The sequence below is a fragment of the Mucilaginibacter sp. MD40 genome, from assembly GCF_002288635.1.
Taxonomy (GTDB): domain Bacteria; phylum Bacteroidota; class Bacteroidia; order Sphingobacteriales; family Sphingobacteriaceae; genus Mucilaginibacter.
This window is the reverse complement of sequence record NZ_NRSW01000001.1, coordinates 647,836-670,481: the sequence shown is the minus strand read 5'-3', so window position 1 is coordinate 670,481 and position 22,646 is coordinate 647,836. Positions and strand designations below refer to the sequence as shown.

20 protein-coding genes are annotated in these 22,646 nt (G+C 46.0%); 12 read left to right on the top strand and 8 right to left on the bottom strand.

Features of this window, described 5'->3' with window-relative positions:
• Positions 1–26 precede the first annotated feature (26 nt).
• Together dtd and rsgA are read right to left on the bottom strand one after the other, a co-directional pair.
• Positions 27–479 (bottom strand): D-aminoacyl-tRNA deacylase, encoded by a 453-nt coding sequence (gene dtd, locus CKK33_RS02980; RefSeq protein WP_095702681.1) that lies wholly within the window; start codon positions 477–479, stop codon positions 27–29.
• 155 nt (positions 480–634) lie between these two features.
• Positions 635–1,552 carry a ribosome small subunit-dependent GTPase A gene (gene rsgA / locus CKK33_RS02975; protein ID WP_095705728.1) on the bottom strand — a complete coding sequence of 306 codons (918 nt, stop codon included), beginning with the start codon at positions 1,550–1,552 and terminating at the stop codon, positions 635–637.
• A gap of 360 nt (positions 1,553–1,912) precedes the next feature.
• Here rsgA and thrA point away from each other — a divergent pair, with 360 nt between their 5' ends.
• The 6 genes from thrA (at position 1,913) to CKK33_RS02945 (ending at position 8,531) form a co-directional block, all read left to right on the top strand.
• The gene (thrA, locus tag CKK33_RS02970; RefSeq protein ID WP_095702680.1) at positions 1,913–4,363 is read left to right on the top strand and encodes a bifunctional aspartate kinase/homoserine dehydrogenase I; all 2,451 of its coding nucleotides are present in this window, start codon (positions 1,913–1,915) and stop codon (positions 4,361–4,363) included.
• 129 nt (positions 4,364–4,492) lie between these two features.
• Positions 4,493–5,476 carry a homoserine kinase gene (locus CKK33_RS02965; protein WP_095702679.1) on the top strand — a complete coding sequence of 328 codons (984 nt, stop codon included), beginning with the start codon at positions 4,493–4,495 and terminating at the stop codon, positions 5,474–5,476.
• Positions 5,477–5,679: 203 nt separating this feature from the next.
• Positions 5,680–6,990 (top strand): threonine synthase, encoded by a 1,311-nt coding sequence (gene thrC, locus CKK33_RS02960; protein WP_095702678.1) that lies wholly within the window; start codon positions 5,680–5,682, stop codon positions 6,988–6,990.
• On the top strand, positions 6,983–7,456 hold the full coding sequence (locus tag CKK33_RS02955) for a GNAT family N-acetyltransferase (protein ID WP_095702677.1): 474 nt from the start codon (positions 6,983–6,985) through the stop codon (positions 7,454–7,456). The genes thrC and CKK33_RS02955 overlap by 8 nt, the downstream gene beginning before the upstream one ends.
• An 80-nt stretch (positions 7,457–7,536) precedes the next feature.
• Positions 7,537–7,929 carry a hypothetical protein gene (locus CKK33_RS02950; RefSeq protein ID WP_095702676.1) on the top strand — a complete coding sequence of 131 codons (393 nt, stop codon included), beginning with the start codon at positions 7,537–7,539 and terminating at the stop codon, positions 7,927–7,929.
• Positions 7,926–8,531, top strand: coding sequence for an HAD family phosphatase (locus tag CKK33_RS02945; RefSeq protein WP_095702675.1), 606 nt, complete (start codon positions 7,926–7,928; stop codon positions 8,529–8,531). The genes CKK33_RS02950 and CKK33_RS02945 overlap by 4 nt, the downstream gene beginning before the upstream one ends.
• 82 nt (positions 8,532–8,613) lie before the next feature.
• Here the strand turns inward: CKK33_RS02945 and CKK33_RS02940 are convergent, their stop codons facing one another.
• Positions 8,614–10,914 carry a TonB-dependent receptor gene (locus CKK33_RS02940; protein ID WP_095702674.1) on the bottom strand — a complete coding sequence of 767 codons (2,301 nt, stop codon included), beginning with the start codon at positions 10,912–10,914 and terminating at the stop codon, positions 8,614–8,616.
• A 76-nt stretch (positions 10,915–10,990) separates the two neighbouring features.
• Positions 10,991–11,323: a hypothetical protein gene (locus CKK33_RS02935; protein ID WP_143822889.1), complete on the bottom strand. Its 333-nt coding sequence runs from the start codon at positions 11,321–11,323 to the stop codon at positions 10,991–10,993.
• Between the two features lie 128 nt (positions 11,324–11,451).
• On the opposite strand from CKK33_RS02935, the gene CKK33_RS02930 reads away from it, so the two are divergent.
• From CKK33_RS02930 to CKK33_RS02910, 5 genes are all read left to right on the top strand, one after another.
• Positions 11,452–11,805, top strand: a complete 354-nt coding sequence (locus tag CKK33_RS02930; protein WP_095705727.1) for a hypothetical protein — start codon at positions 11,452–11,454, stop codon at positions 11,803–11,805.
• A gap of 14 nt (positions 11,806–11,819) precedes the next feature.
• Complete coding sequence (locus CKK33_RS02925) at positions 11,820–12,527, top strand: peptidylprolyl isomerase (protein WP_095705726.1); 708 nt, start codon at positions 11,820–11,822, stop codon at positions 12,525–12,527.
• Positions 12,528–12,614: 87 nt separating this feature from the next.
• Positions 12,615–13,382, top strand: a complete 768-nt coding sequence (locus CKK33_RS02920) for an exodeoxyribonuclease III (protein WP_095702672.1) — start codon at positions 12,615–12,617, stop codon at positions 13,380–13,382.
• Between the two features lie 156 nt (positions 13,383–13,538).
• Entirely contained in the window at positions 13,539–13,865 is a 327-nt protein-coding gene (locus tag CKK33_RS02915; protein ID WP_143822888.1) for a hypothetical protein, read from the top strand.
• Positions 13,866–13,869: 4 nt separating this feature from the next.
• Positions 13,870–14,727, top strand: coding sequence for a menaquinone biosynthesis family protein (locus CKK33_RS02910; RefSeq protein ID WP_095702670.1), 858 nt, complete (start codon positions 13,870–13,872; stop codon positions 14,725–14,727).
• A gap of 60 nt (positions 14,728–14,787) precedes the next feature.
• Here CKK33_RS02910 and CKK33_RS02905 read toward each other — a convergent pair whose 3' ends face one another.
• Together CKK33_RS02905 and CKK33_RS02900 are read right to left on the bottom strand one after the other, a co-directional pair.
• Entirely contained in the window at positions 14,788–16,020 is a 1,233-nt protein-coding gene (locus tag CKK33_RS02905) for a peroxiredoxin (protein WP_095702669.1), read from the bottom strand.
• Positions 16,021–16,077: 57 nt separating this feature from the next.
• On the bottom strand, positions 16,078–17,217 hold the full coding sequence (locus CKK33_RS02900; RefSeq protein WP_095702668.1) for an acyl-CoA dehydrogenase: 1,140 nt from the start codon (positions 17,215–17,217) through the stop codon (positions 16,078–16,080).
• A 570-nt stretch (positions 17,218–17,787) separates the two neighbouring features.
• Here CKK33_RS02900 and CKK33_RS02895 point away from each other — a divergent pair.
• Complete coding sequence (locus CKK33_RS02895) at positions 17,788–19,842, top strand: M13 family metallopeptidase (protein WP_095705725.1); 2,055 nt, start codon at positions 17,788–17,790, stop codon at positions 19,840–19,842.
• 58 nt (positions 19,843–19,900) lie between these two features.
• Here CKK33_RS02895 and CKK33_RS02890 read toward each other — a convergent pair whose 3' ends face one another.
• Both CKK33_RS02890 and CKK33_RS02885 read right to left on the bottom strand, forming a co-directional pair.
• Positions 19,901–20,275, bottom strand: coding sequence for a response regulator (locus CKK33_RS02890; RefSeq protein WP_095702667.1), 375 nt, complete (start codon positions 20,273–20,275; stop codon positions 19,901–19,903).
• A 185-nt stretch (positions 20,276–20,460) separates the two neighbouring features.
• On the bottom strand, positions 20,461–22,644 hold the full coding sequence (locus tag CKK33_RS02885; RefSeq protein WP_095702666.1) for a DPP IV N-terminal domain-containing protein: 2,184 nt from the start codon (positions 22,642–22,644) through the stop codon (positions 20,461–20,463).
• Positions 22,645–22,646: the final 2 nt, after the last annotated feature.

Below are 22,646 nucleotides of genomic sequence, written 5' to 3'. Positions count from 1 at the left end.
CTCGCTTTTTTTTAATGATATTATCGTTATTCCTTTGCCTTGGTATCTATGGTAATGGTTACCGGGCCATCGTTTATGAGGCTAACCTTCATATCGGCGCCGAAAATGCCGGTGGCTACTTTTTTACCGGTTAAGCCCTCCAATGTGCTGATCATTTTTTCGTAAAGTGGGATGGCCTTATCCGGCTTTGCCGCACGGATGAACGAAGGGCGGTTGCCTTTTTTGGTGGCGGCAAACAAGGTGAACTGGGAGATGAGCAGTATACCCCCGTCAACATCGGCAAGGGCTTTGTTCATTAATCCTTTCTCATCACCAAATACACGCAGGCCAACTATTTTTTGTGCTAACCATTGCAGGTCCTCATCGGTATCGGCATCCTCAATGCCTAAGAGAACCATAAAACCAACATCTATCTGGCCGGTGATGTTGCCATCAACCTGGCAGGCCGCTTCGGAAACCCGTTGTATAACTGCTCTCATGTTATTTAGATTCAAGAGCCAAGATACAAGAATATAAAAAGAACCAAGAGTCAAGATACAAGAATCAAGACATCGCTTAGTATCTTATAAAAATCAGATGGAGCCAATCTTGTTTCTTGACTCTTGTATCTTAATTCTTGTTTCTTGCCTCTCTACTAAGCCCTTGTTTCATTGCCATTATAAATACTCAGGTAGCTTTCGTAACGGGTAATGGCTATCTCATCATTATCCAAAGCCTCTAATACCGCGCAGCCGGGCTCGTTAATGTGGCGGCAGTTGTTAAAGCGGCAATCGTTCATGCGCTCGCGCATTTCGGGGAAGAAGTGGCCAAGCTCCTGTTTTTCAATATCGATCACCCCTAACTCGCGGATGCCCGGCGTATCAATAATATGGCCACCTTGCGGCAGCTCAAACATTTCGGCAAAGGTGGTGGTGTGCATACCCTTATCGCTCCATTCGGATATCATGTGGGTCTTCAGGTCGAGATCAGGCAGCAGGCGGTTGATAAGGCTTGATTTGCCCACGCCGGAGTGGCCGGTAAGCAACGTTACCTTATCTTTTAACAAATCCTGCACCTGTTGTATGTTGGTACCCTCTTTGGCCGATACCTGGTAGCAAGGATAACCAATGCGCTCGTAAATGTCTTTATAGTCCGCTAATATTTCCAGTCCTTCGTCGCTGAACAGGTCGAGCTTATTAAATATCAGTCGGGCGGGTATATCGTAAGCTTCGGCAGTTACCAAAAACCGATCGATAAAACCCAATGAGGTACGAGGCGATGCCAGTGTAACGATCAAAAAAGCCTGATCGAGGTTGGCCGCGATGATCTGCGCCTGTTTTGACAGGTTAACCGATTTACGGATGATGTAATTTTTACGCTGATGCAGGTTGGTGATCACGCCGGTGCCTTGCTCGGGCTCCATTTCAAAATCAACTACATCGCCCACCGCTATGGGGTTGGTGGTAGTGATACCCTTAATCCGGAACTTGCCTTTGATACGGCAATCAAACACCTCATCCCCCGCCTTTACCTGGTACCAGCTCCCGGTTGATTTTGTAATTAAACCCTGCATAAGAGCGCAATTTACACACATTAAGGGCTTTGAAGAAAATAAATGCAAATTACCCTTGCTATTTAAAATAAAATCTACTTTCTTTACGGCGTAACGTATGACAACTAACAACACCATTATTATTACCATTATTACCACCGGTATAAACCTCGGAGGAAGATAATCGTATGGTGTAAAAAACATAAAGTAAAAGCCAAACAGAAAGCCTTCCTCCGAAACGGGGAAGGCTTTTTTTGTAGCCTCACCCTGCCCTCTCCAAAGGAGAGGGACTTTAAAACTCTTTAGAACCCTCTCCTTTAGAGAGGGGTTTGGGGAGAGGCTACCGGGCTTGAGAGATATTAAATAGATATTTTATAAGAAATGAAAGTATTAAAATTCGGTGGTACATCAGTAGGGTCGGTAGGCAGCATAAAAACCCTGCTGGATATTTTAAAGGCCGAGGACAAACCACAAAACAGGCCTGTGGTGGTGCTATCAGCCATGGGCGGTGTTACCAACCTTTTAATAGTCATGGCCGAGGGTGCCGCCAACGGCAAAGAATTTACCGCCGAACTTGCCGAACTGGAGAAGCGCCACTTTGATGTAGTTAAGGCGCTGCTTGACGTGCAGAACCAAAACCCGGCCTTTACCCGGCTTAAAATTCATTTTAACCAGTTGGAAGAATTACTGCAAGGCGTACTTACCCTGCGCGAGCTTACCCCTAAAACCCGAGACCAGATCGTGAGCTTTGGCGAGCGTTGTTCAGCCTTAATGGTAAGTAAGATAGCCGCTCAGCATTTTAAGGATGTGCTTTTTGTGGACGCATCTGAATTAATAAAAACCGATAGCGCCTTTGGCAACGCCAAAGTAAATAGTGATCTTACCGAGCTGCTCATTAATAATTTTTATCATCAACATCAGGATAAATTATTGGTAGTTACCGGCTTCATTGCGGGTAACGATGCCGGGCAGATCACTACGTTGGGTCGCGGTGGCAGCGATTACACCGCTGCCATATTCGGCGCCGCCTTAAATGCCGAAGAGATACAGATATGGACGGACGTGAACGGCATGATGACCGCCGACCCGCGCATGGTGCAGAAAGCTTTCCCGCTGGAGGAGCTTTCCTATACCGAGGCCATGGAGCTTTCTTACTTTGGCGCCAAGGTGATCTACCCGCCAACCATGATCCCGGCATTCTTGAAAAAGATACCCATCGTGATCAAAAATACTTTTGAGCCGGCGTTTGCAGGTACGGTTATCCGTCATGATTGTAAATCGTCTGCGCTTCCTATCAAGGGTATCTCATCTATCAACAATATCAGCATCCTTAATTTACAGGGTAGCGGTATGGTGGGTAAATCGGGCTTTAGCGGCAGGTTGTTCTCATTACTGGCGAGGGAGCAGATCAATATCATTTTAATTACCCAATCTTCATCAGAGCACAGCATCACCTTTGCCGTGCAACCGCAGGATGTTGACAAAGCCAAGCAACTCATAGAGCAGGAGTTTGAACTGGAACTGTTGGCCAACAAACTGGAGCCGCTGGTGATAGAAAGCAACCAGGCTATTTTGGCCATCGTGGGTGAGAATATGAAGCAAACCCCGGGCATGAGCGGTAAATTGTTCCATGCGCTGGGCCGTAACGGTGTAAATGTGCGCGCCATTGCGCAGGGTTCATCAGAGTATAACATCTCGGTGATCATTTCGGCTAATGATCTTTCCAAAGCTCTCAACGCGGTGCATGATGCCTTCTTTATCGAACTCACCAAAACCCTGCACGCGTTTTGCCTGGGTACCGGTAATATCGGTAAAACGTTATTTGCCCAGCTAAATGCGCACAAAGAGTATCTGCAAAAGAATAATGGTATACAGGTAAAAGTGGTAGGCATCAGCAATACCCGCAAAATGGTGTTTAACAGCGATGGCTTATCTTTAGATACCTGGCAGGAAGAATTGCAGGCTTCAAGCCATGAAGCTGACTTGCCGGGCTTTATCGCCAAGATGAAAGAGTTGAATTTACCCAACTGCGTGTTTATTGATAACACCGCCAGCCCTAAGCCGGTTCAGTTTTACGAGGAGGCTTTTAAGTCAAATATCTCGGTAGTAACCTGCAACAAAATAGGTAACTCGGCTTCTTTGGCTCAATACCAAAACTTTCGGGATACCGCCCGCAGGCACGGGGTCGATTTCTTTTATGAAACCAACGTAGGTGCAGGCTTGCCTATCATCCGCACGCTTAAAGACCTGATGAGCAGCGGCGACAGGATTCAGAAAATAGAGGCCATCCTTTCAGGAACTATCTCTTTCATCTTTAATCATTTTAAAGGCGATGCTAATTTCCACGATGTGGTAAAAGAGGCGCAGGAGAAAGGCTATACTGAACCTGACCCGCGCGACGACCTGAGCGGTAAGGACTTTATGCGTAAGATCCTCATCCTGGCCCGTGATGCCGGTCATGAAATGGAAGAGGCAGACGTATCGATTGAAAGCGTATTGCCAAAGGCCTGCCTTGAAGCTAAAACGGTTGATGATTTCTACGCGGCGCTAAAGGCAGAAGACGCGTTTTTTACCGACCTGAAAAACCGGGCCGAAAGCGAAAAGAAAGTGCTGCGCTACATTGGTAAGCTGGAGAATGGTAAAGCATCCATCACCCTGCAAATGGTGGATGAGAACCATCCGTTCTACATGCTCAGCGGCAGCGATAATATTATTTCCTTTACCACTGATAGGTACCGCGAGCGCCCATTGGTTGTAAAAGGCCCCGGTGCAGGTGCCGAAGTAACCGCCGCAGGGGTATTTGCCGATCTGATAAATGTGGGAGCTAATTAGGAGAGAGTCAAGAGACAAGAATCAAGAACAAAGAGTCAAGAGACAAGAATCAAGAACCAGGACGAAAGGATGCGCGCGCTGGATTCCCTCTTGAGAAGGGTAAGAATGTGTTCTAAAAAACATGATACAATGAGTAACGATATACAAGATCTGAAACAACCCGAAGCAAAGGCCAATGCAAGCCTCGACAGCATCCATGTCTTCGCCCCGGCCACCGTGGCCAACGTAGTTTGTGGGTTTGATGTGCTGGGCTTTGCAGTTAACGAGCCGGGTGACGAGGTAATCATGCGCCGCACCAATAAACCGGGCATCACCATCAGCAAAATTACCGGCGATGGCGGTCGCCTGCCAATGGACCCGGCGAAAAACACGGTGAGTGTAAGCGTTGAGCACTACCTGAAAAGCGTGGGCCGGTTGGATGTGGGCGTAGATATTGAGCTGCACAAAAAAATGCCGATAGGTAGCGGCCTGGGCTCAAGCTCGGCGAGTACTGTAGCAGGTTTATATGCTATTAAGTCGTTATTGGGCGATAGTGCTGACCCTTCAAAGCTATTACCTTTTGCCATGAAGGGTGAAGAACTGGCTTGCGGTCATGGCCACGCCGATAATGTGGCACCAGCGCTGTTTGGCGGTTTTGTGCTGATACGCAGCTACGAACCACTTGATGTGGTGCGACTGCCGCATCCCAAAGACCTTTGGTGTGCCATTGTATTCCCTGATGTGGATGTGCCTACCCGCGAGGCCCGGCAGATCATCCGTAATAAGATACAGATGAAAGATGCCGTAACACAATGGGGTAACATCGCCGGTTTGGTAAGCGGCCTGTTTATGCAGGATATTGCCCTCATTGGCCGCAGTATGCAGGATGTTTTGGTGGAGCCTGTACGCAGCATGCTGATACCCGATTTTTACGAAATGCGCAAAATGGCCATGGACTTAGGAGCGGTAAGCTTCGGCATATCCGGCTCGGGCCCATCTGTTTTCGCCTTTACCCGCGATGAACAAACCGCGAAGCTAATCACTGGGAAACTCAAGCAGCATTTAAATAGCATCAAGATAGGCGCTAATACCTACGTGTCAACTATCAATGATGCAGGGCCAAGGGTTTTGTAAGTCAAAATTAAAAATTAAAAAGTCAAAAGAAGGATTATCCGGATCGTCATTGAGTGGAGCGACAGCCTCACCTAAATCCTCTCCTTTGGAGAGGATTTAAAAAGAAATGGGATATATAAAACCCTCTCCTATGGAGAGGGCAGGGTGAGGCTAATAGAGAAATGCTACGCTACGCTTTCAATGACGAATGTTAAACAACAACAATGAAATTCTACAGCACAAATAACAAGGACCTTAGGGTTGGTTTTAAAGAAGCGGTTTTTAACAGCATGCCGCAGGATAAAGGCTTATATATGCCGGAGCATATCCCGCATCTGGATGCCAAGTTCCTGAATAACCTGGATCAATACACGCTGCCGGAGATAGCCTTCCACGTGGCGCAAAATCTGTTAGGTGATGATATCCCGGCAGACGACCTGAAAGCCATTATCAACGACGCCATTAACTTTTACGCACCCATTGTAAAGCTGGAAAAGAACGTGTTTGTGCTGGAACTGTTCCACGGGCCATCATTAGCCTTTAAGGATTTCGGGGCGAGGTTCATGAGCCGGGTAATGGCGTACTTTCTTGAGGAGGGAGAGAAACAGCTGGATGTGCTGGTAGCTACCTCCGGCGATACGGGCGGCGCGGTAGCGCTGGGTTTCCTTGGAGTACCCAATACGCGGGTAACCATTCTTTACCCTAAGGGAAAAGTAAGCCACATACAGGAACTACAGTTAACCACCAACGGGCAAAACATCCGAGCCTTAGAGATAGATGGCACCTTTGATGATTGCCAGGCGCTGGTTAAGCAGGCATTTACGGATAAGGAATTGAACGAAAAATTTCGACTCACATCGGCCAACTCCATCAACATCGCGAGGTTGATCCCACAAACGTTTTATTATTTCAACGCTTACGCGCAACTGCTTCGCCAGGGAATCAGCAAAGCGGTGTTCTGTGTGCCATGCGGCAACTTCGGTAATATTGGCGCGGGCTTGCTGGCCTGGAAAATGGGCTTGCCGGTTGAGCATTTTGTTGCCGCTACCAACGCCAACGATACTGTGCCTGCATTTTTAAAGAGTGGTGTTTATGAGGCTAAACCATCAGTTGCCACCCTTTCAAACGCAATGGATGTAGGTAACCCCAGCAACTGGGTACGTATTGCCGACTTGTTTGATGAAGACCTTGATACGGTAAGGCAACTCATCACCGGTTACAGCTATACGGATGAGGATACGCTGACGGCTATTGAGCAATTATCAAAAGTAGATAACTATGTTGCCTGCCCTCATACCGCTATTGCCTGGAAGGCTTTAAAAACCTACCAACAGGAGCACGCCGCTGATGATACTGCCGGGATATTCCTGTCTACAGCCCACCCCTGCAAATTCCCGGATGTATTTAAACCGGAGATAGCCGCTAAAATAGAGGTGCCTGCACAGGTTAAAGAACTGGAAAAAAAGGAAAGCCATGCCGTAAGCTTAGGAACAAGCTTTAACGAATTTAAAAGCTATTTATTAGGCAATGCCTGAGGTAGAATACCAGGTATGCTTAACGGAGCAGCAGAAGAAAGCGCTGCTGGATATATGGAATGCCGAATATCCACAACAGTTATGCATGCCGGGTATGGCAGAATTCAATGCTTATTTAAGCATGCTGATTAACCCTCAATACTTATTGCTGAAGATCGGTAAAGGAGACATCATTGGCTGGGCGGCATCGTTTACAAGGGACGGCATGCGCTGTTTTCTAATTATGCTAAAGAGCAAAGCGCAGGGCAAGGGCTATGGAGCATTATTGATAGATGCGCTAAAAGGAAAGGAAGATGCCTTGTTTGGATGGGCGGTTGACCATGACAGATATTTAAAAATCGACGGTACCCCGTATGCTTCGCCTCTTTATTTCTATCAGAAGAACGGATTTACGATCAACAATAATTTAAGGTTAGAAACCGACATCCTATCGGCCGTAGGTGTGAGTTGGAAAGGCCGTTGTTAATTCTTAGGCGCTTAAAATAATTGTACAGGTTTATATTATTTACAGGATATTTGCGTGAATAATAATACTGAAGCATCCTTATGACCCGGAGCGTAATCGTCAATATATTTTTCTTTGTTTTATTGCTGGCAACCATTGCAACAGGTTGTACCTCCAACCAACCTTTTGACCGCAGGGGCTGGAATGATGGTAACGGGCTCGATTTTCCACGACGCAACCCCATGGTTGACGACCTGATGCAGAAATACCAGTTTAAAGGGATGAAGTACAAGAGCCTTGTAGGCCTTTTACATGAGCCGGACGGTTTCATTGACAGCACCCATTTCTATTACCAGATCATCTTGAAAATGAACGCCCTGGATACCATTCGCACCAAAAACCTGGTTTTTGCATGGAACAAAAAAGATTCGATCATTACCGACGTAAAGGTGACTGAAAAGGAATACCCTAAAAAAGATTATAGCAAGAAATGATCACCACCATTATATTCGACCTGGGTGGTGTGCTGATCGACTGGAACCCACAATACCTCTATCGTTCGTTGTTTGATAACGAAGAGGAAATGAATCATTTTTTAACTAACATCGCTACACCCGACTGGAATGAGGAGCAGGATGCAGGCAGGACACTTGAAGAAGGTACTGAGTTTCTGGTGAAACGCTTTCCGGGCCACGAAGCGAATATCCGCGCTTTTTACGGCCGTTGGAACGAAATGCTGGGCGGCGCCTTTGATGATACAGTTGAGCTGTTCAAAAAACTAAAGGAAAGCGGAAAATATAAAGTTTACGCTTTAACCAACTGGTCGGCAGAAACCTTTCCGGTAGCTATTGAGCGCTACGAATTTCTGAGCTGGTTTGATGGCGTGGTGGTATCGGGCACCGAAAAGATGCGTAAACCCCAGCCTGAGTTTTACCAACTGTTACTTAACCGCTACAAGGTTAAACCCCAAGAAGCCTTGTTTATTGACGATAACAAGCGCAACATTATGGCTGCAGAGCAATTGGGCATTAAGTCCATCCATTACCAATCTCCGGAGCAGCTTGCGTCAGAACTAAAGCAGCTCTATATTTTATAACACAAGGCTGTGTTAAAACGAAAGCCCCGTTATCACTAACGAGGCCTTCTTTCTAACTAAACTAACTAACTAAAAGTTTCCTTTATTTATTGGTCCCGAAAGGGATATAAACACCAAACGTTACGTTACGGCCCATGTTGTAAACGCCGTAAGTAGGGTCTTCTTGGCTGTAGCGGCCCGGCCTTAAACGGCTAAGCGCGTCGTAATAGGCTTTATTGGCAAGGTTTGTACCTGCAACGAATAATTTAAGCGGTTGTTTGCCAATATTGAAAGTGGCACCTATACCCGCGTTAAGCAAAGTATAACCGGCGGCAGGTGTTTCAAATGTATTGTCGACGCGGTTTTGGTTAAAGAAGTTATCAATACCCGCGTAAAAGTAAAAATCCTTTAACCCGTTTACCTTTGGCTCAAAGCGCAGGGTGTTATGCAGGGCACCGGCAGGTATTAAAGCCAGCGGCCTGTTAAACGTATTGTTTTGTGCGTGGGTGTAAGTAAATGTGTTTTCAAAATGGATAAATGATACCGGGTGCAGGGTTAAATTACCTTCAAAGCCATATAGGTTGGCATTTACCTGTCCGTAACGGTAGGTATCGTATGAGCGGCTTTGGCCATCGTCGCCTACCACAGTAGTTTGCTCCTTGTTAAGGTCTGCTGCGTAGATATAATTATGGATATAGTTCTCATAAATACCAAAGCTGCCGGTAATAAAGCCTGAGCCGTACTCTAACGTAGCGTCGGCCTGGTAGCTGCGTTCAGGCGCCAGGTTAGGGTCGCCTATTTCATAGCGGGTGGTGCCCTCATGTACCCCATTTGAGCCTAATTCGGCAGGGTTTGGCGCACGGAAAGCTGAGCCCGCGTTGGCCTTAAAGCTCAATACATCATTAAAGATATGGGTAAAGCCCATGGCGCCACTAACATTAGAGAAGTGGTTATCAAACCCGGTGAATATCACATCGCCGTTATCCGCGTTTTGTGCTTTACCTTTGTTCTTAATAAAATCATATCGGGCACCAGCGCTAAAGGTGTTTTGTCCCCACATTTTTTTCAGGTAAACGAACGCGCCTGTGCTGTATTCGTCATAAGCGGGTATCAATAGCTCCTTACCCAGGTTTATGCTGTGGCTTAGCGCGCCGCTCAAGCCAATAACAGGGCTCCAGCCGTTCATTTCAGGTAATGAATATTTGGCATCGAGCGAATACGTGTTCATATCAAAAAATAGCGACGGGTCCGGGTTGTCTTCCAGTTCGCGGCGCTGGTTTTTCTGGTAGCCCAGGTCTAACTTTAGCGAGCTTCCACCAAATAAAAAGTTGTTGTTTAGCGATACTTTATAGTGCCTGATGTCCTGGCGGGGGTAATCAAGCGTGCGGCTGGTCGACTGGTTGTACAGCGGGTCGCCCGGGTCCGCGTCATAAAAACCTATGTTGTTTTTGTAATAAGAAAAGTTAAGGTGCGAGTAGCCCCAGGGTTTGTTAACGCCTATCATACCGCTGGCATCGGTTTGGTTAAAGCCGCTGTTAATGTAGCGGCCGGCCGGCGTGTTAAATGAGTAGGCGTTTTGGTAGGTACCGCGTCCGCGCCATACAATGCCATCCTGGTTGCCGGTAAGCATTACCGATGTATTGCTTAAGCCATTGTTGGTAGAATAGTTGGTTAAGAACTCTCCGGCTACGTTCCCTACGGCAGGCGTAGGCGGGTCAATAACGTTAATTACACCACCCAGTGCGTCAGAACCATATTGCAGCGAGGCTGCTCCCCTTAATACCTCAACCCTCCCGGCCGAGTATTGGTCCATTTCAATACCATGCTCATCGCCCCATTGCTGGCCCTGTTGTTTCACACCATCGTTTAGCGTAACTACACGGTTGTAGCTTAAGCCCCTGATAACCGGTTTTGAAATAGCCTGGCTGGTAGTGATCTGGCTCATACCGGGTACCTGCTTCGCCAAAGCGTCTATCAGGTTGGTTGATGAGCCTTGCAGCTGGTCTTTAGTAACCACACTGGCCGACGTACTGTTGTATCTGCTGCCCGCGGTAATAGGCGTACCGGTTATCACCACCTCATGCGTTTCAATTACACTTGGTTGCATAGCGAACACCATTGATGTTTGCGATGCCATATCTATGGTTTGCGTGAGTGATTTATAACCCAGATATTGTATTTGTAGCACAAAGCGCCCGCGTGGCGGTACCCCCCGGAAGGCAAATTCGCCGTTAGGGTTGGTGGTTACTGATAAGCGCAGGTCGGGTATGGTTACAGTAGCGCCAATTAGCGGCTGGTTGGTCTTGGCATCAATCACCTTTCCTTTAAGGTCGGTAAAGTCAGTGGCAAATGCCGAAAATTGTATAAACAGGAGTATAAAGCAATATAATAGCTTCAGTTTCATAATTAAAAATTAAAGAATCAGGAATAAAATGCTGCGTATGATATAATATGCAGTGTCAGGAAAACTCAATAGCAGGTTATGCCTGCGAAGGTGGGGCTCTTCCGGATGAAAGTATCAGGCCGATGCTTTCAAATTGATAGAGTTGTAAGAGGTACGCCTGGCCGGCATTGGCGTTATAAAAAGCAAATTGCGGCTTTACCAGTTCCATAAAAGAATGGTGCATAGAGTCGCATATTTCGCATTTCTCCTTTAATACCTGGCTTGATGAGTGGTGCTTACCGCCGGCGTCAGCTTCCATGTGCGATTGTTTGTTCACATGATGCTGGTGTGCATAAACCATGTACTGCCCTGCAATAAAGCAGAACAGCAGCGCCCAGGCGCAAATGATATGGTAGGTGTGTTTTTTCACAGCAATATGGTATCGCGTTGCAAAACTAATGAATATTGATGCAATTTAGTTGCATAAACGTAACAATATTGTTAATCGTATATAAAGAATGGCTTTTAGCGCCGTTTAGCTTCAGTATATTTGCCGTTATGAAACCTGCAGAGATCAACGCCAAGTGGGCGCTTTTACAGAACAAGATAGCCGAGGAGTTTGATAATGAGAAGCCCGATATGAAGGTGATGTTATTCCTGGTGGGCGTGCAGGAGCTTGGGCAGGGGCCGCGTAAGTTCAGTAAGCGGCAAAAGGAGGAATTGATGCATATTGCCACCTGCAAGCTGTTTAGCCAAATGGGTTTTTATGAGCTGGAAGGGCTTGACCAGGATGGCTGGCCGCATTGGAAACTGGTTAAAGTGATTCCTAACTATACCATGCTGGAGCAGGAACTGCTGCTAAAATCATTAATGATCACTTATTTTGAAACCGAGCTGGACTGGCAGCTTTAACAATGCCTGTAAATATGAAGAAACTTTTTACCCTTTGCCTTTTACTGATCAGTACTATCGCTTTTGCTAAACCGCCAAAAAACCAGTATGTGCGCCTCACTACCAGCTATGGAAGCATGATCATTCGTTTATATAACGAAACACCTAAGCACCGCGATAACTTTATTAAGCTCACTAAAGAAGGTTTTTATAACGGCACGCTGTTTCACCGGGTGATACAGAGTTTCATGATCCAGGGCGGCGACCCCGACTCGCGCGATACCACGAAGAACCAAAAAGGTAAGGAACTGGGTAACGGCGACCTTAAATATACCATACCTGCCGAGTTTAGGGACAGCTTGTTCCATAAGCGCGGCGCACTGGGCGCGGCCCGGGAAGATAACCCGGCAAAGGCATCAAGCGGATGCCAGTTTTATATTGTTGAGGGTAAACGTTTTACCCCGGGCAAACTGGATACGCTGGAAAATACCCGGCTTAAAGGCCGTAAGATACCGGCATGGCAGCGCGATATTTATACATCAGTAGGAGGCGCGCCCCATCTCGACCAGAATTACACCGTATTTGGCGAAGTGATAATGGGTATAGATATGGTTGACCGCGTTGCCGCCGTTAAACGCGATACCAGGGACCGCCCAGAAGAAGATGTGCCGATGACCGTAACCCTGCTCAGCAAAAAAGAATGTAAGCAAATGGACGAGTTGCTCTGGCCAAAAGAGAAATAATACTTTGTTAGTCTGAGGTTGTCGAGACCTGTAAAAGCGGCGATTGTGGTTCTATAGGTATCATGACAAATATATTTAGATATTGATATGAAGATCGTTACTTATAATGTAAATGGCATACGTTCGGCCATTAATAAGAACTGGCTGGCCTGGCTGCAGGCTACCGATGCTGACGTGGTGTGTTTACAGGAAATTAAAGCCACACCTGATGTTTTGACCGACCTGGGTTTGGTTGACGCGCTGGGCTACCAGCATTTTTGGTTTCCGGCTGAAAAGAAGGGGTACAGTGGTACAGCCATCTTTAGCAAGATATTACCCAATCATGTAGAGTACGGCTGCGGCATACCCGATTTTGACCGCGAAGGCCGTTGCATACGGGTTGATTTTGATGAGGTATCCGTCATGAGCGCTTATTTCCCATCCGGCTCAAGCGGTGATGAGCGGCAAGCCTTTAAATTTCGGTTTTTAGACGAGTTTGGTAAATATCTTACGCTGCTTAAAGCCAGTATACCTAACCTGGTGATCTGCGGCGATTACAACATCTGCCACCGCCCTATTGATATTCATAACCCAAAATCAAACGCTAATTCATCTGGCTTTTTGCCGGAGGAGCGGGAGTGGATGGAGAACTTTTTGGAGTCGGGCTTTATTGACACTTTCAGGCATGTGAACAAGGAGCCGCATAATTATACCTGGTGGAGTTTCCGCGCTAATGCCCGCGCCAAAAACCTGGGCTGGCGTATTGATTACGCGCTGGCCAGCAAAGAACTGGAAGCGAGAATTAAACGCTGCATGATATTACCCGAAGCCAAACACTCCGACCATTGCCCGGTGTTGCTGGAATTGGAGTTTTAATGACAGGAGTCGGACATTGAAAAGTTTTTGTAAAACTATATTTGTTTAATAATCGCTCGCGGTTTGAATTACAAAATAAAAGTAGCCGTATCGGTAACAATAGTCATCATTAACACATTGCTTGATCATTGGTATCCGCCTTCTGGATTGTCACTCATGCCCATCGCAATCTGTGCTACAACCGCATTGATAGGTTATGGACAAGGCATTAACAGGTGGCAGAAAGTATTATTGTCATATTTATTTTTTGCTTTCACTGATATTGGAATTAAATTATTTGGTGGCGGTATTCATGATTCCGAAGGACTGGGTTTTGTGAATGTTCTTTCGTTAACCGGGCTAATTTTGGCTACTATAATTTTAATTATAGGATTAAAACCTAAAAAAGCGGCAGACTTATTATTTGGTGTTTTGTTTATTGGTTTTGGTGTACTGCATTTTTTAGTTTTTGGTGAGTTGGGATTAGGTATATCTTACATTTAATACTATGAAATTAACTATCGGCTTTTCGCCCTGCCCTAATGATACTTTTATTTTTGACGCGCTTATTCATCATAAAATAGACACCGAAGGCCTCGACTTTGAAGTGTTTTATGATGATGTGGAAACGCTGAACCAAAAAGCTTTTCGCGGCGAACTGGATATTACCAAGCTCAGTTATCATGCTTTTGCTTACGCCGTAGATAAGTATGTATTGCTTGATGCCGGCAGCGCGCTGGGTTTTGGCGTTGGGCCATTACTCATCTGTAAAGACGATGCGGAACAATTGCGCGAAAGGCTCAACAATGGTGATAAGGAAGTTAAAATAGCGATACCGGGTAAGTATACCACCGCCAATTTCTTATTGAGCCTGGCATTCCCGGAAGCTACTAACAAACAGGAACTGGTTTTTTCTGACATAGAAAATGCCGTGCTTGACGGACGGGCTGATGTAGGCTTAATTATCCACGAAAACAGGTTTACTTACCAGGATAAGGGCCTGCAAAAAATTATCGACTTGGGCGATTACTGGGAAAAGCGTACAGGCTGCGCTATCCCTCTGGGTGGTATTGTGGCTAATCGCAACTTGCCTGCTGATGTGCAGTATAAAATAAACCGGGTGATCAGGAAGTCGGTGGAGTTCGCGTTCGCCAACCCTAAATCGGGGTTGGAATATATTCGCTCACATGCGCAGGAAATGAGTGAAGAGGTGATGTATAAACACATCGAGCTTTATGTGAACCAGTATTCGGTCGACTTAGGTGCAGAAGGTAAAAAAGCGATCCGCCTTATGTTTGATACCGCGCTGGAAAAAGGAATTATCCCGGCAATGCATAAAGAGCTATTCCTTACTGCGGATAAATAAAAAATACCCGATAATGGTTAAGCATATTAACCGTTATCGGGTATTCCATTCTTTAAAGCTTTATTTTTCTTTCAGCAGGTCGTCTGTCAGTTTTTCAAACTCGGTAATGAATTCGGTGTAATGCTCGCCTGTTCCCGGGCCGTTAAAGCCGGTGTGTATCTTACGTACATCACCTTTTTTATCAATAATAATGGTAGTAGGGAAGCCTACAACTTTAGTAAGCATCGGTAAGCTTTTGGCGGTTTCTTCCTTATTGCTGGTGTAGCCTGTTATCAAAAGCGGGTAGGGTACGTTAAAACGATTCTTTATCTGCAGCACACTTTTGCGTGATCGTGCAAAATCTGTAGTACGCTCATAGGCCAGGCCCACTACCTCTACACCACGTTTCTGGTATTTCTTGTAATAATTAACCATATAGGCGGTTTCGTCCATACAGTTGGGGCACCAGGAGCCCATGATCTGTACAATTATCACCTTGTTCTTAAAGCGGTTGTCAGATAGTGAAACGGGCTTGCCATCAAGGTCCTTAAAGGTAAAGTCCAGTTTCTTATAGCCGGGTTTTAATGCGGTAAGCGAATAAGCGTCGGGCAGTTTAGCGTTCTCATCGCGTTTAGCGGTCCAGACATCTTTACCGGTAAGGCCCGAAAAGAACTTGCCATCGCTCAGGGTATTGTTATCCTCCACTTTTGCGGTGAATAAAAAGGCGTGGCCGCCATCAAAGCATGACAGGTAGAGGCTGTCGCCGCTTACCGTGCCTTCTAAAAAGCGGTAATCGCCGGTGGTCGTTAAAAACGTTCCCGTTACTTTTTGGCCGCTTTGTTTAAATTCGCCAACGGTTGTATCGCGCGAATTGCCTTCGCCAAAAATGGCCGACCATCTTCCGCTAACATTAGCCGCGCTTTTTACAGGCTGTTTAAAAAAACGCCATGATGTAGCCGGAGTGGCTGTAAATTCCATGGGCACATCCTTATCGGCCAGATGTTTAATATACTGGCCGGTTAGTTCTTTACCGCTATGTTTCAGCCTGAACTCAGAATCAAACAAAGGCATCCTGATGAAAACCGAATCGCCTTTTGATGTTACATCGGTTACCTTAAAACGTTCGGAGCTGTTAATAATGTAGATCTCCTGCTTATTGCCCGCCTGGGTTACGTCGAAATTAAAAGGGATGACCTTTGCGCTGGCCGTTTTCAGTTCGCCACGCCATACGCCTTCTTGCAAACTGTTTTGAGCTTGGGTATGGGTTGTTAGCGCGGCCAATACTGCCGCGCCGGATATCAGTTTCTTTATCATGTTAAAAATAGACTACTAATTTTGTATACTTTTTCAAAAGTAGCAAAACAAGTTAAACTATTTTAATACTTCGCGCGATATTACAATACGCTGAATTTCAGAAGTGCCTTCGTAAATCTGTGTGATCTTCGCATCACGCATCAGTCTTTCCACGTGGTATTCTTTCACATAACCGTAGCCACCATGTATCTGTACAGCTTCGATAGTGGTACGCATAGCGGTTTCAGAAGCGAAGAGTTTAGCCATAGATGCCGCCTGCGCATACGGCAAGCCATTATCTTTAAGCCAGGCTGCACGGTGGCATAGCAGGCGTGCAGCGTCAATTTCGGTAGCCATATCGGCCAGTTTAAATTGTATGGCCTGATGGTCGGCCAATGGTTTACCGAACGATTGGCGCTCTTTCGCATACTGCACCGACAGTTCGTAGGCACCCGCCGCAATCCCCAGGGCTTGTGAGGCAATACCTATGCGGCCGCCTTCCAGCGTGGCCATCGCGAATTTAAAGCCGAAACCTTCGTCGCCAATGCGGTTCTCTTTGGGGATCTTAACATCGGTAAACATTAAGGAGTGCGTATCAGAACCGCGTATACCCAGTTTATTTTCTTTGGGGCCTATGGTAAAGCCCTCCATACCCTTTTCAACAATAAGCGCGTTAATGCCCCTGTGTTTTTTTTCGGGATCGGTTTGGGCCATTACAATATAGGTTGATGCCGTGCTGCCATTGGTGATCCAGTTTTTGGTACCGTTAAGCAGGTAGTGGTCGCCCATGTCAATGGCGGTGGTGCGCTGCGATGTAGCATCAGACCCGGCTTCGGGTTCGCTCAGGCAAAACGCCCCGATCACCTGCCCGGTAGCCAATGGCACCAGGTATTTTTGCTTTTGTTCTTCGGTACCATACTTCTCTAAGCCATAGCATACCAGCGAATTATTTACCGATACCACTACCGAAGCAGATGCATCAACTTTTGATAATTCTTCCATTACCAGGGAGTAGGATATGGCATCCATACCGCTGCCACCATACTCCGGCGACACCATCATGCCCATAAAACCCAGCTCGCCCAGTTTCTTTATCTGTTCGGCCGGGAACTTCTGGTGTTCGTCGCGCTCTATCACGCCGGGTTTAAGTTCGGTCTGTGCAAAATCACGCGCCGCCTGGCGTATCATTTTTTGTTCTTCTGATAATTCAAATTGCATATGGTAAATATAGTATTATGCATGCATAGCAAAAAGGCTGAAACAAAAAAAGAGAGCTCTTTTGAAGCTCCCTTTTCCCCTAATTAATTTAAACTATTGATTAAACCCAAAATAAAAGAACATGTTCATCTCAACTTGGGCGCCTGAGAATTCAAGATAAAGCCCTTATACTCAAAGAAATTTTTCACAGGTAGATGAAATATTTTTTCAAAGATGTATGCAAGGCCGTGAAGTGTTAAACAAAAGCCAAGCCACAATTTGGGTTATGATGTTCCGGTTAGCGGAGTAAAGGGGGGATGTTGGCGTAGTTAAAAATAATTCTTATAAGTTTTGCCGGGTTGCGTAAGTAGTCTGTTTATTCGTTATCAGTGCATTATACTATAACCGTGTGTTTAAACTTTTAAAACCAACTATCGAAAAGCCCGTAAAAACACGTGATTTAATTTTTTTCAAAAAATTTCCGATCCAGATGAAGGAAGTTAAATTTTAAGTAAAAAGAAGTGTACTTTTATCAATATTATTCCTGTTTATAGTACACCTCATGTATCTATTTCAATACAAATGCTATTTATGACCATAAAAACAAACACCTTACGATACCTTTCTGTATGCGTTTTTAGCGCGACAGTATTAATGGCCTGTACCGATCAGCAGAAGGTATACACACAAAACGATGTGCTGATCAAGAATATTGATAAGAGTGTAAAGCCCGGCGATGACTTTTTTATGTATGCTAACGGTGCATGGATAAAAAATAACCCTATTCCGGCGGCATATTCGGCCTGGAGCATATCCAACCTGGTGCAGGAGGACCTGCGTAACAAGATGCTTAAGATAAATGAGGAGGCCATGAAGGCTAATGCCGCCAAAGGTACCAACACGCAAAAGATCGGCGATTTTTACTACAGCGGTATGGATACCGTTACTATTGAGAAATTAGGCTTGCAGCCTTTGCAGGGAGAACTGGCCAGGATAAATGCCATAACAGATGTTAAAGGCCTGGTGAATGAATTTGCCACTCTCAGCACGCTTGGTGTTACCACTCCCCTGGGCGCTTACGTAGGGCAGGATGAGCGTAACAGCGCTAAAAATATGCTGCAAATGTACCAGACGGGTATAGGGCTGCCTAACCGCGATTATTACTTCAAAACCGATGAGCATACGACCGCGGTACGTAATGATTATCAGCAAAAGCATTTACCTGCTTTATTTGCTTTTCTTGGTAACGGCGAGGCTGCTGCAAAAGTCGCGGCTGCGCAAACCTACGCGTTGGAAAAGTTTTTGGCTGATAGCTCAAGGACCTTACAGGACCTGCGCGACCCTTACCATAACTATAACAAGATGCCGCTTGCCGGGTTAAATAAACTTGCCCCGCAGGTGAACTGGCAGCCTGCCCTTGATATCATGTATTACAGCAAGGCCGATTCGGTGATCGTTGGCCAGCCGGAATATCTGCGCGCGGTAAATACGGCGCTCACCAAATTCAGTCTGGACCAATGGAAGAATTACCTGCGGAAAAACCTGCTCGAAGAATACAGCCCTTATCTGAATAAAGCGGCGGCAAATGAAAGTTTCAGGTTTTATGGTACGGTAATATCCGGCCGTAAGGAGCAATTGCCGCGCTGGAAACGGGTACTGGATGTGGAAGAAGGGGTAATGGGCGAAGTGCTAGGGCAAATATTTGTAAAGGAATACTTTCCTGAAGCTACCAAAAAGCGGTATGAGAATATGGTGGAGGCTGTACGTGCTTCGTTTAAAGAGCATATTGCCAGGCTCGACTGGATGAGCGATGCCACCAAAAAGCGGGCGTATGAAAAGCTGGCCAAGGTGTATCCTAAAGTGGGTTACCCTGATCATTGGAGAGATTACTCAGGCCTGGATATAGACAGGCAGCACTATGTGCAGAATATTATGAATAGCAACATATTTGACCATAAGTACAATGCAGGCAAGCTGGGCAAACCGGTTGACCGTACCGAATGGGGCATGACACCGCAAACCTATAACGCGTACTACAATCCTTCTAATAACGAGATTGTATTGCCGGCCGCTATTTTTACTGTACCGGGTACGCCTGATGATAAGGTTGACGACGCTGTTGTGTATGGCTACGGCGCGGCATCAACCATAGGGCACGAACTTACGCATGGCTTTGATGATGAAGGTCGCCAGTTTGATGAGAAAGGCAATTTAAAACCCTGGTGGACGCCGCAGGACTCGGTTAAATTTTCCCAGCGTGCCGAAATGCTGGTGCAGCAATTTAATGGCTATAAAGTAAACGACCTGCACGTAAATGGCAAAGCTACCCTGGGCGAAAACATTGCCGACCTGGGTGGCATTGTAATAGGCTTGGATGCTTTTAAGAAAACTAAACAGTATAAAGAAGGTAAAACCATAAACGGGCTAACTCCTGTGCAGCGCTACTTTTTAGGCTATGCGCTGGGCTGGCTGGGGCATACCCGAAAGGAAGCTTTGGCAAACCAGATACTTACGGATGTGCACTCCCCTAACTTTTTACGGGTGAACGGCCCGTTTAGTGATGTCCCCGAATTTTACGAAGCCTTTGGTGTAAAGAAAGGCGATAAAATGTGGATAGACCCAGATAAGCGTGTTAAGATATGGTAATAACAACAAGGCCCGGAGTAATATTCCGGGCCTTGTTGTTAAATATGGTTGATGCTGGTTAATGGCTAACCATTACCGCGCTGATCACTTTCTCCAGTTCGTCCAGGTCAAAGGGTTTGGCCAGGTAAGTTTCGGCGCCGGCGTGATCTGCAAGTAATTGGATATCGCTGTTGGCCGAAAAGTATACTACCGGTATATGCTTTAATTCTTCGTCCTTTTTTAAGGTTTGTGTAGCAATAATGCCGCCCGAATCGGGTATCCAGTTGTCCATCAATATTACATCCGGCTGTATGCTGCTCACCTTTGCTACAATATCATTACAGTCTGTAAAAGTATTTACTTCCCAGCCCTGTTCTTCCAGAATGTAAGTGCAGATAGATAGGATATCCTCATCATCATCAAAAATGATAATCTTCTTGTTTGTTTTTTGCATGGGTAATGTAGAAGGTGAAACTAAAAAGAACTTTCAAAAAAAACAAATTTTTTAATTAGTGTGATAAGCGCCAATTGAGCTTATGATTGCATGTTAACATAAAAGTTTGCGTTGTGTTTTATGCGAAATAAAAAATGCCTGCTTCTTGCGAAAAGCAGGCATTTGTAAGCTATAAAAGGCGTCAATTATCTGCCTCCCGGAGGGCAATGTTCCTTTAAATAATTGGTATATAAAGTGCGCAGGTGTGCACCTGTACCCGGCCCTTCAGATATGCTGTGCGTACGGTTAGGGTACGACATGAGCTGGAACTGCTTATTGTATTTAACCAACTCGTTTATCAGCTCCTCGGCATTTTTGTAATGCACGTTATCATCACCTGTGCCATGTATGTAAAGCAGGTTACCTCTCAGGTTTTTGGCGTGGCTAACGGGTGAGCCTTTAATGAATGGTTCGCGGCCCTCTTCATTGGTTGGTACGCCCATGTAACGCTCCTGGTAAATATTATCGTAAGTTAGCTGGTCGCCAACTGCGGCAATGGCAATACCTGTTTTGTAGATATCCGGATACTGGAACATTAGGTTAAGGGTTGATGAGCCACCACCGCTCCAGCCCCAAACCGCTACGCGTGTGCTATCCACATAAGGCCATTTCATAATTTCTTTTGCGCCCATAGCCTGGTCGCGAACGTTAAGAATACCGATGTTCTTGTAAATAGCTTTGCGCCATGCAGTACCTTTAGGCGCTGGTGCGCCACGGTTCTCTAATGATATGTAGATATAACCGTCGGCCGCCATATCGCCGGTGTAAAGGAAGTTCATTCCCGCACCATAAGTATCTGTTACGGTTTGCGAAGCAGGCTCGCCATATACGTAAAATACTACCGGATATTTCTTGCTTGGATCAAAATTGGTTGGTTTTTTCATCCAGCCATCCAACTCAACACCATCAACAGTTTTTACTTTAAAGAATTCTGTTTTGTTCTTGGCATCCGCATCAAGCTTGATATTGTCGCCACTGATGTGTTGATGATCTGGCAGGCTAACTACCTCGCTTTGCGGGCGGGTGTATGCGTTAGAGAAATTGTGCATGGCCAGTTTGCCTCCGGGCGCTACCTCATAATGGTGGGTGCCAGGCTGTGCAGCAGGGCTTAAACGTTCCTCTTTACCACCGCTTATTTTTATACGGTACAGGTAATTTTGTGTAGCGTTGGTTGGCGATGCGGTAAAGTAAATGTAACCGCTGGCTTCATCGATCAGTTTAATGCCGGTAATGTCATAGTTGCCTTTGGTTACCAGGGTTTCTTTGCCTTCGCGGGTTATTCTGTAAATGTGCCTCCAGCCATCTTTCTCGCTCACCCATAAAAACTCTTTGCCTTTGTTAAGCCACTCCCATCCTACAGGGTTGCCATCGTTCCAGCGTGCTTTGCCATCGATCCATGCCTTGGCGTCTTCCTGGTGTATTACACGTGTGGTGCCGTTAGATATGTTACCGATAAATACTTTGCTTTCTGTTTGCGCACGGTTAAGCTGCTCAAGGATAATTTCGTTAGGGTTGGTAGAGAACTCCATGCGGGTAATGTAATGCTGAACGGGGTCGCCGGGTACAGCCATCCATTTGCTGGCAGCGGTATTTACATCAACCACGCCAATGCGGCACATGCTTGGGTCTTCGCCCGCTACCGGGTATTCTACCGGAACGGTGAATGGGTAGGTTGCATCTGTTGTATTCAGCATCAGGTAGTTCTTTATCTTGGTCGCGTCTATCTGCCAGTAAGCGATGTTACGGCTATCTGGCGACCAACGGAAACCGTCGCGACAGTCGAATTCCTCTTCGTAAGCCCAGTCAAAAGTGCCGTTTATCAGCCTGTCGGTGCCATCGTTAGTCAGTTTCTTTATGCTGTTATCAGCCAGGTTTTCCACGTAAATGTTATGCTCGCTTACATAAGCTACCTTGCTGCCATCAGGTGAAAATTTGGCAAACATAAGCGATGAGGCCGGTAAGCCTTTGCCCAATTGTACCAGGCTTTTGCTGTTAGCGTCGTAAACCCAATAATCTCCGCGGGTATCATAACGCCAAACCTTTTTAGTGTTGTTGTTGATCAGCACCTTCTGCCCATCGTCTGATAGTGTAAAGCGGCGTATACCAATGGGCGATTTACCTTGTGGGGTAAGCATGTCTTTAGTTATCCAGGCGGTTTGCTTGCTATCGTCGCGTGCGTCAACCTTAAAAATTTCGCCGCCTTTTATACGGTAATATTGGCTTCCGTCTTTAGTCCAGTTAATGGCTTGCGCTTTTACATTCGCCTGCCAGCCAAGGGTTAGCAGGAGGGCAATGGCAAACCATCTTTTACAATAAAGCTTTATGCTCATAG

Bases quoted from the DNA above. Each gene is read 5' to 3' on its own strand.
- dtd (WP_095702681.1), bottom strand. From the start codon at position 479: ATGAGAGCAGTTATACAACGGGTTTCCGAAGCGGCCTGCCAGGTTGAT.
- rsgA (WP_095705728.1), bottom strand. From the start codon at position 1,552: ATGCAGGGTTTAATTACAAAATCAACCGGGAGCTGGTACCAGGTAAAG.
- thrA (WP_095702680.1), top strand. From the start codon at position 1,913: ATGAAAGTATTAAAATTCGGTGGTACATCAGTAGGGTCGGTAGGCAGC.
- CKK33_RS02965 (WP_095702679.1), top strand. From the start codon at position 4,493: ATGAGTAACGATATACAAGATCTGAAACAACCCGAAGCAAAGGCCAAT.
- thrC (WP_095702678.1), top strand. From the start codon at position 5,680: ATGAAATTCTACAGCACAAATAACAAGGACCTTAGGGTTGGTTTTAAA.
- CKK33_RS02955 (WP_095702677.1), top strand. From the start codon at position 6,983: ATGCCTGAGGTAGAATACCAGGTATGCTTAACGGAGCAGCAGAAGAAA.
- CKK33_RS02950 (WP_095702676.1), top strand. From the start codon at position 7,537: ATGACCCGGAGCGTAATCGTCAATATATTTTTCTTTGTTTTATTGCTG.
- CKK33_RS02945 (WP_095702675.1), top strand. From the start codon at position 7,926: ATGATCACCACCATTATATTCGACCTGGGTGGTGTGCTGATCGACTGG.
- CKK33_RS02940 (WP_095702674.1), bottom strand. From the start codon at position 10,914: ATGAAACTGAAGCTATTATATTGCTTTATACTCCTGTTTATACAATTT.
- CKK33_RS02930 (WP_095705727.1), top strand. From the start codon at position 11,452: ATGAAACCTGCAGAGATCAACGCCAAGTGGGCGCTTTTACAGAACAAG.
- CKK33_RS02925 (WP_095705726.1), top strand. From the start codon at position 11,820: ATGAAGAAACTTTTTACCCTTTGCCTTTTACTGATCAGTACTATCGCT.
- CKK33_RS02920 (WP_095702672.1), top strand. From the start codon at position 12,615: ATGAAGATCGTTACTTATAATGTAAATGGCATACGTTCGGCCATTAAT.
- CKK33_RS02915 (WP_143822888.1), top strand. From the start codon at position 13,539: ATGCCCATCGCAATCTGTGCTACAACCGCATTGATAGGTTATGGACAA.
- CKK33_RS02910 (WP_095702670.1), top strand. From the start codon at position 13,870: ATGAAATTAACTATCGGCTTTTCGCCCTGCCCTAATGATACTTTTATT.
- CKK33_RS02905 (WP_095702669.1), bottom strand. From the start codon at position 16,020: ATGATAAAGAAACTGATATCCGGCGCGGCAGTATTGGCCGCGCTAACA.
- CKK33_RS02900 (WP_095702668.1), bottom strand. From the start codon at position 17,217: ATGCAATTTGAATTATCAGAAGAACAAAAAATGATACGCCAGGCGGCG.
- CKK33_RS02895 (WP_095705725.1), top strand. From the start codon at position 17,788: ATGACCATAAAAACAAACACCTTACGATACCTTTCTGTATGCGTTTTT.
- CKK33_RS02890 (WP_095702667.1), bottom strand. From the start codon at position 20,275: ATGCAAAAAACAAACAAGAAGATTATCATTTTTGATGATGATGAGGAT.
- CKK33_RS02885 (WP_095702666.1), bottom strand. From the start codon at position 22,644: ATGAGCATAAAGCTTTATTGTAAAAGATGGTTTGCCATTGCCCTCCTG.